The sequence below is a fragment of the Bacillus sp. P4_D3 genome (genome assembly GCF_056401855.1).
Genome location: NZ_JBFUIN010000122.1, coordinates 1 through 8,279, shown reverse-complemented (window position 1 = coordinate 8,279; position 8,279 = coordinate 1). Strand labels below are relative to the sequence as shown.

Annotated in this window: 7 protein-coding genes and 2 pseudogenes; 5 read left to right on the top strand and 4 right to left on the bottom strand. The window is 33.3% G+C overall.

Annotated elements, in window-relative coordinates; translation table 11 throughout:
• Positions 1–95: 95 nt before the first annotated feature.
• Positions 96–1,532 (top strand): annotated as a pseudogene (locus AC1DTM_RS14135) (IS4 family transposase).
• A 360-nt stretch (positions 1,533–1,892) separates the two neighbouring features.
• Here the strand turns inward: AC1DTM_RS14135 and AC1DTM_RS14130 are convergent.
• Together AC1DTM_RS14130 and AC1DTM_RS14125 are read right to left on the bottom strand one after the other, a co-directional pair.
• Positions 1,893–3,107 (bottom strand): MFS transporter, encoded by a 1,215-nt coding sequence (locus AC1DTM_RS14130; RefSeq protein WP_088099320.1) that lies wholly within the window; start codon positions 3,105–3,107, stop codon positions 1,893–1,895.
• A 104-nt stretch (positions 3,108–3,211) separates the two neighbouring features.
• Positions 3,212–3,661 carry a MarR family winged helix-turn-helix transcriptional regulator gene (locus AC1DTM_RS14125; protein ID WP_088099319.1) on the bottom strand — a complete coding sequence of 150 codons (450 nt, stop codon included), beginning with the start codon at positions 3,659–3,661 and terminating at the stop codon, positions 3,212–3,214.
• Between the two features lie 295 nt (positions 3,662–3,956).
• Here AC1DTM_RS14125 and AC1DTM_RS14120 point away from each other — a divergent pair.
• A pseudogene (locus tag AC1DTM_RS14120) lies at positions 3,957–4,142 on the top strand (IS4 family transposase); the annotation flags it as partial.
• Between the two features lie 184 nt (positions 4,143–4,326).
• On the opposite strand, the gene AC1DTM_RS14115 reads toward AC1DTM_RS14120, so the two are convergent.
• Together AC1DTM_RS14115 and AC1DTM_RS14110 are read right to left on the bottom strand one after the other, a co-directional pair.
• The gene (locus AC1DTM_RS14115) at positions 4,327–4,941 is read right to left on the bottom strand and encodes a TetR/AcrR family transcriptional regulator (RefSeq protein ID WP_234814253.1); all 615 of its coding nucleotides are present in this window, start codon (positions 4,939–4,941) and stop codon (positions 4,327–4,329) included.
• Positions 4,925–5,788, bottom strand: a complete 864-nt coding sequence (locus AC1DTM_RS14110; RefSeq protein WP_088099317.1) for an oxidoreductase — start codon at positions 5,786–5,788, stop codon at positions 4,925–4,927. The genes AC1DTM_RS14115 and AC1DTM_RS14110 overlap by 17 nt, the downstream gene beginning before the upstream one ends.
• Before the next feature lie 457 nt (positions 5,789–6,245).
• On the opposite strand from AC1DTM_RS14110, the gene AC1DTM_RS14105 reads away from it, so the two are divergent.
• From AC1DTM_RS14105 to AC1DTM_RS14095, 3 genes are all read left to right on the top strand, one after another.
• A complete protein-coding gene (locus AC1DTM_RS14105) occupies positions 6,246–6,452 on the top strand; it encodes a hypothetical protein (protein WP_088099316.1) in 207 nt (68 codons plus the stop codon).
• Positions 6,453–6,875: 423 nt separating this feature from the next.
• The gene (locus AC1DTM_RS14100) at positions 6,876–7,322 is read left to right on the top strand and encodes a MarR family winged helix-turn-helix transcriptional regulator (RefSeq protein WP_002095873.1); all 447 of its coding nucleotides are present in this window, start codon (positions 6,876–6,878) and stop codon (positions 7,320–7,322) included.
• Positions 7,323–7,354: 32 nt separating this feature from the next.
• A partial coding sequence (locus AC1DTM_RS14095) for an acetyl-CoA carboxylase carboxyltransferase subunit alpha (RefSeq protein ID WP_477000374.1) occupies positions 7,355–8,279 on the top strand: 925 nt, incomplete at its 3' end.

Below are 8,279 nucleotides of genomic sequence, written 5' to 3'. Positions count from 1 at the left end.
CAATATACGTTCCTCAACATAAAAGATTTTAATACTCTCAAATACAAAAAACGTTATTCTTTTTGTAGAAATATACAGAAAGGATGACGTTTTTTATGAATCTTTCGATTCAAAGTGAACTACAATTATTTGTTGAAGAATTATATGAACATCTTACCCCTTCGTTCTTGGAAAATCTCGCTAGAGAACTAGGTTTTGTACAGCGAAAACGTAAATTTTCAGGGCATGATTTAGCTACTATATGCGTCTGGATTAGCCAACGAGTAGCGAGTGATTCTTTAGTGAGACTGTGTAGTCAACTTCATGCTGTTACAGGAACCACTATGAGTCCAGAAGGACTCAATAAGCGTTTCAATAAAAAAGCTGTTTGCTTTTTAAAACATATTTTCTCTTCGTTATTAAAAAGTAAAATTTGTGAAACATCAGTAATTCCTAGTTCTTCAATTGCTTATTTTTAACGAATTCGTATTTTAGATGCAACAATTTTTCAAGTGCCAAAGCATTTAGCTAGTGTATATCCTGGATCAGGTGGTTGTGCTCAAACAGCGGGTATAAAAATTCAGTTAGAATATGATTTACATAGTGGACAATTTTTAAATTTTCAAGTTGAACCAGGGAAAAATAATGATAAAACCTTTGGAACAGAGTGTTTAGCGACATTACGTCCCGGAGACCTCTGTATYCGGGATTTAGGCTATTATTCACTGGATGATTTAGATCAAATGGATCAACGTGGTGTGTATTATATATCACGACTCAAATTAAACAATATGGTGTATATCAAAAATCAATTTCCTGAATACTTTCGAAATGGGGCAATAAAAAAACAGTCTCAGTACATCAAAGTTGATTTAGAACAAATTATGAATACCTTAAAACCTGGGCAGGTCTATGAAATAAAAGATGCTTATATTGGAAAAAATACAAAACTATTCACTCGGGTGATTATGTATCGATTAACAGAAAAACAACTTCGTGAACGTAGGAAAAAACAAGTGTATACGGAAAGTAAAAAGGGTATTACGTATTCAGAGAAAAGCAAACGATTAGCTGGCATTAACATATATGTTACCAATACACCTTGGGAGATTGTTCCGATGGAACAAATACATGATTTTTACTCCCTCCGCTGGCAAATCGAAATCATATTTAAAACTTGGAAATCTCTATTTCAAATTCATCATTGGCAAAATATCAAACAAGAGCGATTAGAATGTCATGTTTATGGCAAACTCATTGCCATTTTTCTATGTTCTTCTACTATGTTTAAGATGCGACAATTGATTTTACAAAAGAAACAAAAAGAATTAAGCGAATATAAAGCAATTGGAATGATTCAAGATCATTTATACATTTTGTATCAAGCCATACAACAAAACACCCAAGAAATAACAAAGATTCTTATCCATCTGTTCCACCTCCTACAAAAGAATGGACGGAAATCTCACCGATATGAGAAGAAAACAGTCTTTGATATTTTGGGTGTTGTTTATGAGTACAATGGATTGAGAAGACAAAAGAAAGCTGTATAATTTTTGAAATTTGGCCGATTGAGGTTTATTTGGCATGTTCATTTTTAAGGATACAAAGTATTTTAAGCGTTTTTTCATTCATATGAACGAAAGATCATTTTGTTTCCATTCTTAAGTTGATGGGCATGTATGGTGACCCCATGCCCATCAACTTAAGAAAACAAATCCACCCCAAAACGAAAAAATGAGCTTTTTTATTACAAGTTAGCACAAAATTTCGTTCTGGGGGTAGTTGTATCTTCTTAGCTTGATGACGATGTGGCGGTACCTCTTCTTTTTACAGGAAGAATTGGTGTTTTAACATAGAAAAAATGTTTAAATAAATAATTTCGACATATACATTTGGATTATTTATCCTTACTACTTTACTTGAGTTTGTTGTCCGTCTACTATTGTTGCTGTACTATCTTTCACTAAAAAATGAACAATCGGTAGTACTAGAAAACTAGCCATTGCACATAATATGCCAATAGATAAGAATGTCTGTCCGTGAACTAATAACCAGGAAGCACTTGCAGATGCAAACATCATTCCAATATACATCGCTGAGCTATTAAGAGCCATTACGGTACCCCTTACCTTTGGACTTAATTCTGAGATTAAAGCAGTTAATGAAGATTGTCCAAACCCAATTGATGTACTCCATACTACGTGTACAATAATTGCAGATATTAAATGTTCAGTTAACAATGAGAAACTAATAACCCCAATTGCAGCGATAATAGTAGCAATTGAAATAACTACTTTTTTACCGATTTTATCTGCTAATTTACCACCTATGACGTTGCCTATAATACTACCTGCTCCCGCCAAAAAAATTACCATTCCTGTTTTTTCTACACTAAAATCAAAATTTTCTTTGTAATAAACTCCAATATAAGAAAACATCCCCTGTAAACCAATAGTCCACAAGAAAGTAGATAATAATGCAAAGAATATAGATGTATTTGTAAACGCAGTTTTAATCGCAGACACCATTGCCACTGGTGCAGACACTGGAATTTGATTAGTTGGTGGCGTTTTAGGCAACATGATCATTACAATAATTGCAACCAACATTGCTAAAATCCCTATACCATAAAAGGTCCATTGCCAGTTACCAACAGAAGTTAAGAAAGCCCCAATCGGTACTCCTAAAACTGTTGAACCAACCATTGCCCCCATTACCATTCCCATTGCCATACCACGCATTTTATAAGGTATTTTATCACCTATCAATGCAAATATACTTGGCATAATCATAGCTCCTGATAACCCTGTTAATGCACGGAAAACTAAAATCGTGTTAAAATCTTGAGTTAGTCCTGTACAAAAAGTTCCTATTGAAAATATAAACATTCCTGTTACAATCATTTGTTTACGACCAAATTTATCAGAAATCGGTCCGAAAAATGGAGCTGTTAATCCATAAAATAAAGCGTAAGAGGTAATTAACCACCCTCCTTTTCCCATCGGTGTTGCAGTGGATTTGGCGATATCAGGAATTAAAGGTGATACCACTAAAGAATCCATTCCAACAAAAAATGCTACAACTGCTAGTAAAAACAACATAGGTTTAATTCCTTTGTCATTCACTTAAACCTCTCCTTGTCTTTTGATTTTATTTCACATATGAAATATATATCCAAACATATACTTCATATATGAAGTATATGTTTAAACAAAAGTGTAACTATTAGTTACACTTTTATTATTCCTTTTTCAACATTTAATAAATGGCGTTTATGGTCTTTGAGAATTTCTGATAAAGTTATAAATTTTTCTTCATCAAAATAAGAAAAGTTTTCTTTAAGAAATACCTTATATTGAATATTTACTTTTTCTTTTGTTTCTTTACCTTTTTCAGTTAAATATACCAGGGTTTCTCTTTGATCAGCTGGATTTTTAGTAGTTGTTACAAAACCATCTCTCTTCATTCGTTGAATCATAGTAGTAACATTACTAGGAGCGCAACCAATTTTTTGTTTTAAATCAGACATAGAAGTTTTTTCTGAATCTGATAACACTTGTATTACTCCAAATTGAACTATACTGATGTCGAATTGTTCTAATTGACTTTCCAGATTATTTTGTAATTGATGATATACATCTCTAATTAAAGTATATAATTCTCTTGCCACTATTTGCATAGAAAACACCCTTTCTTCAGAGAATGAAGTCTACACTAGACAAATTAGATATGAATAATTATATTTTCTGTCAAATAATGAATATGTTACTTTACAACTATTCCTACATATCTCTCTTATTTCTCTGAAAGCTACCATATATTTCATATATGAATTATATGGCATAAATAAACAACAGTCAATTCTTGATAATATTCTTGCTCTCAAAGGGGTACCGCCCATTGTCATCAAGATAAAACGAAAAAAACGTTATTCTTTCTAAAAAATGCTAGATTAGTAAGGATGACGTTTTCTTATGAATCTCTCGATTCAAGATGAACTACAACCATTTGCGGAAGAATTACAACGATATGTTTCACCTGTATTTTTAGAAGAACTTGCAAGAAATCTTGGGTTTGTAAAGCGAAAACGCAAGTTTTCTGGATCAGACTTAGCTACTATTTGTATTTGGATGAGTCAACGGATTGCAAGTGACCCATTAGGCCTCACCATATCATTCCGGGAATTCTGTACGTTTAGACACATTATTGTCACAATCAACCCCTTTTGCTGTACGCGAAGAGATATTTGTTCAGAAAATCTTAATTAATTGTTAATGAATGGTAACAAAATAAAATACACACCGCTCGAAGCATCGAACGGTGTGTTCTATCAAGATATAAAGATTATACTCTTATCCCTTTTATCACCACATCAACAATCGATTTTGCAAGGTTGTCGTCCAAAGGTGCATGTCCTGTAAGAAGTCGATATATCATAGGCCCATAAATTAAATCAATGATAATTTTAGAGTCTATATCGTTTCGAATCTCGTTGCGATCAAATCCCCGCTGCAACATAACTTGCACAGCATTTTGTCGACTGACTAGGAACCGTTCACGAAATATGGTAGCTATATGAGGATCGTATTGACTTTCAGCAATGAGTTGGGTAAACACCTTACCAATAGGACTTTTATAAAATCGCATAACTGAAAGTAACTGTTGTAAAAAATCTTCACGTACAGATCCAGTATCAGGTATTTTAACCTCTGCTTCCATTTTAAATAGAAAAGCATCTATTGAAACTACATTCTTGTTTGGCCACCACTTATAAATAGTTGCTTTGCTAACCTCAGCACGGGCAGAAATCTCATCAACAGTTGTTTTCCGAAGTCCTTCTTCAAACAAAAGTTCGATAGTAGCTTTCAGAATGCGCTCACTTACTTTATTGCTGCGGGGTCTCCCTCGCTTATGCTCAGAATTTGACTGTTTTACCTCGTAATTAACCAATTTGTTCATCCTCTATATTTGTGCTTAATGTGACAGTTTGCCAATTATTTAAATCTGTTTTGACTTGTTCAAGTTTTGTTTTTATTCGTTTTAGGGAATCAGGCCCCAAAACAAGTCTTAGTGGTGGATCATCAGCTGCAACAACCTTCAAGATAGCTGAAGCTGCCTTTTTAGGATCACCAGGCTGATTACCGCTACTTTCATTAGCCTTTTCTCGTGTTTGTCCTGAAGTATTTGTATAATCTTTAATAACTGTATTAACAGAACGCATAGAACTTGCAAGAAAATCGGTACGAAACATTCCTGGTTCGACAATGGTAACGTGAATACCTAAAGGTTTCACTTCTAACGATAACGCTTCCGATAATCCTTCCACTGCAAATTTAGTGGAGTTGTAGATTCCCCATCCTATAGAACCTGAAAATCCACCAACTGAAGAGATATTGATAATATGACCGGACCTTTGGGATCGAAGATGGGGTAAGACAGCTTGTGTTACAGCATGCAAACCAAAAACATTAGTAGAAAATACTTGTTTTACTTCCTCCAGGTTCGCTTCTTCCACTGCGCCTAACAGTCCATACCCGGCATTATTGACTAAAATATCAATATGCCCAAATTTTTCAATGGCTTTTTCGACTGATTCTTGGATCTGATAAGAATTCGTTACGTCTAAAGGCAGGATTAATAAATGATTATTATCTTGAAAAGATTGTGCTAAAATTTCTGGTTTACGTGCTGTAGCTACTACCATATCACCTTGTTCAAGTGCTGCCTCAACTAATGCACGTCCAAATCCTTTTGAAGCTCCAGTAATGAACCAGACCCTACTATATACAATGTTTTCCTTATCCAATGTGCATACCTCCATTTTTTAGGGATTTTTACTGATAATTATATAGTAAACTAAACGTTTAGTATTGTGTACTGTATTTATCAAAAATGCCAGAGAAAGGTTTTCACACACCAGTTCTTACGTTGTGGATGAAAACGGAATCCACATAATTTATGTTGAGTCTTTGTTAAGAAACTCTTATGTTTATGAACAGAGAATAAAACTCAATAATATCAATGTTTTCTAGTTATAACCATGTTCATAAAGTGTGTAAACAAATCAATGTTCAATTAAACTTAGGTTTTTATCTTTTTGAACATGTATTCAGCTTGTAATGATAAGGGTTTGTAGGCCTTAGCGTACAATTTTCCCAGAGTGATATAGTAATCCCTTATATATCTTAAACCTTTTGTAAATCCTTTTATTTAAATGTATAATTGTATTGAAAGTCATAAATTTAAGAATTGAGGTGACCATTATGAAAAGTTTTGGTGCGTTAGCATGCTCCGCTTTCTTAACAGCAATGCTGATATTGTATAATGTCCAATCTTTTTATAATAAATTTACAATAGGAAATACATATTACTGGATAAATGTTGTTCTGGTTGTGATATTTCTGATATCCTTTATCATCGATATAAAGAATATCATCAAGAAAAACTACAAAACTTCAGAATCAAACTAAGGAGCCTGTATTGGTTCCTTTTTCTATGCAAAATAAAAAAGCAGCGTATTTGGTTAATTTATGTCCAAATTATTTCTAAACGTACAATTTTCCCGAAATGATATAGTGACCCCATGCCCATCAACTTAAGAATTTAGAATTCCCCCAAAAATTATGAGTTTTTTGTTGCGAGTTGTCACAAAATTTCGTTTTTATGGTAGTTTTATTTTCTTAGCTTGATTGCGATGAGCGGTACCCCATAAAGGCCCCTGATACATAATTGATGTTCTGCCATTTGTAGAAAACAATCCACTTATACCATTTTAACAAGAAGAAATATCTCGTCCATGTTGTAATATTGGCTTACGTTAAGCTTGTGAAAAAATCATATTCATGTATAATACAATTGATGTATGATACATTAGTTGTAGGAGGGTGACCTTTTTGAAAAGAGAAGATGCCTTAAAACTAAGAACAGATATTAAGAAAATGATTATAATAACTGGGGTTTTTGAATCTCAAAATTTGCCCAATGGACCATTTGAAAAACCTTTACCAACTTCTCAAATGATGGCGTTAGAGGAACTAGAGGTGGAAAAATTAACTGTTTGGCAACTATCCAATAAACTTAGATTAGAGACTTCAACTGTAAGTAGATTGGTAGATAAGTTAGTAAAAAAGGGGCTTGTTTATCGTGAAGTAAATGAAAAAAATAGAAGAGAACTTTTTCTGCACCTCACAGAAAAAGGTCACATAACTGTTAATTGCTTAAGAGAGCAATCCATTACATTTTATCAAAGTATTCTCAATAATTTATCAGAATCAGAACAAAAAATAGTTGTGGATGGTTTTGAATTATTTATTGATTCTATTTCTAAGCCTTTTGATTAGAGTGAGGTAAATCATAACATTTGGAGGATAAAATGAGTTTGGATTTCGAACGTCCTATTATTGAATTAAAAGAGAAATTTGATGAATTAAAGAAAATTATGAAAGAAAATAATGTAGATTTATCGTCAGAAATTCATGTATTAGAAAAACGTTTAAATAAAATGCAAGATAAAATTTATTCTAATATTACACCTTTTCAACGAGTTCAAATTGCAAGGCTACGTAACCGGCCCACGACATTGGACTATATACCTTTATTGTTTACAAACTTTCTCGAACTTCATGGTGATCGATTATATGGTGATGATAAAGCAATGATAGGTGGTATTGCAAAATTTAAAGGGATGCCCGTTACGGTTATTGGTCATCAAAGAGGTAGAAATACAAAGGAAAGTATAGAAAGAAATTTTGGAATGGCACATCCAGAAGGTTATAGAAAAGCGCTAAGACTTATGAAACAAGCTGATAAATTTAATCGCCCTATTATTACATTTATTGATACAATAGGCGCCTATCCAGGGAAAGGGTCTGAAGAACGTGGAATTTCTGAAGCGATAGCTCGAAATCTATTTGAAATGGCTACACTTAAAGTGCCAATTGTTTGTATTGTAATTGGAGAGGCATCAAGTGGTGGAGCTCTTGGCCTTAGTGTCGGTAACCATATCCATATGTTAGAGTATTCATGGTACTCGGTAATTTCGCCAGAAGGAGCAGCATCTATCCTATGGAAGGACGCTAAGTATGCTCCAGAAGCTGCTGAACATATGAAAATTTCAGCAAAAGATTTAAAACATTTAGGAATTATTGATGAAATCATTCCTGAAATTAAAGGTGGAGCACAAAATGATATAAAATCACAGGCAAAAATGATTGAATCTGTAATCGAATCATCTCTAAAAAAATTGATACTATTATCCTCGGAAGAGCTTATACAACTGCGATATGAAAAGTATAGAC

Excerpts from the sequence above, each read along its gene's own strand:
- AC1DTM_RS14125 (WP_088099319.1), bottom strand. The coding sequence starts at position 3,661 with ATGCAAATAGTGGCAAGAGAATTATATACTTTAATTAGAGATGTATAT.
- AC1DTM_RS14115 (WP_234814253.1), bottom strand. The coding sequence starts at position 4,941 with ATGAACAAATTGGTTAATTACGAGGTAAAACAGTCAAATTCTGAGCAT.
- AC1DTM_RS14105 (WP_088099316.1), top strand. The coding sequence starts at position 6,246 with ATGAAAAGTTTTGGTGCGTTAGCATGCTCCGCTTTCTTAACAGCAATG.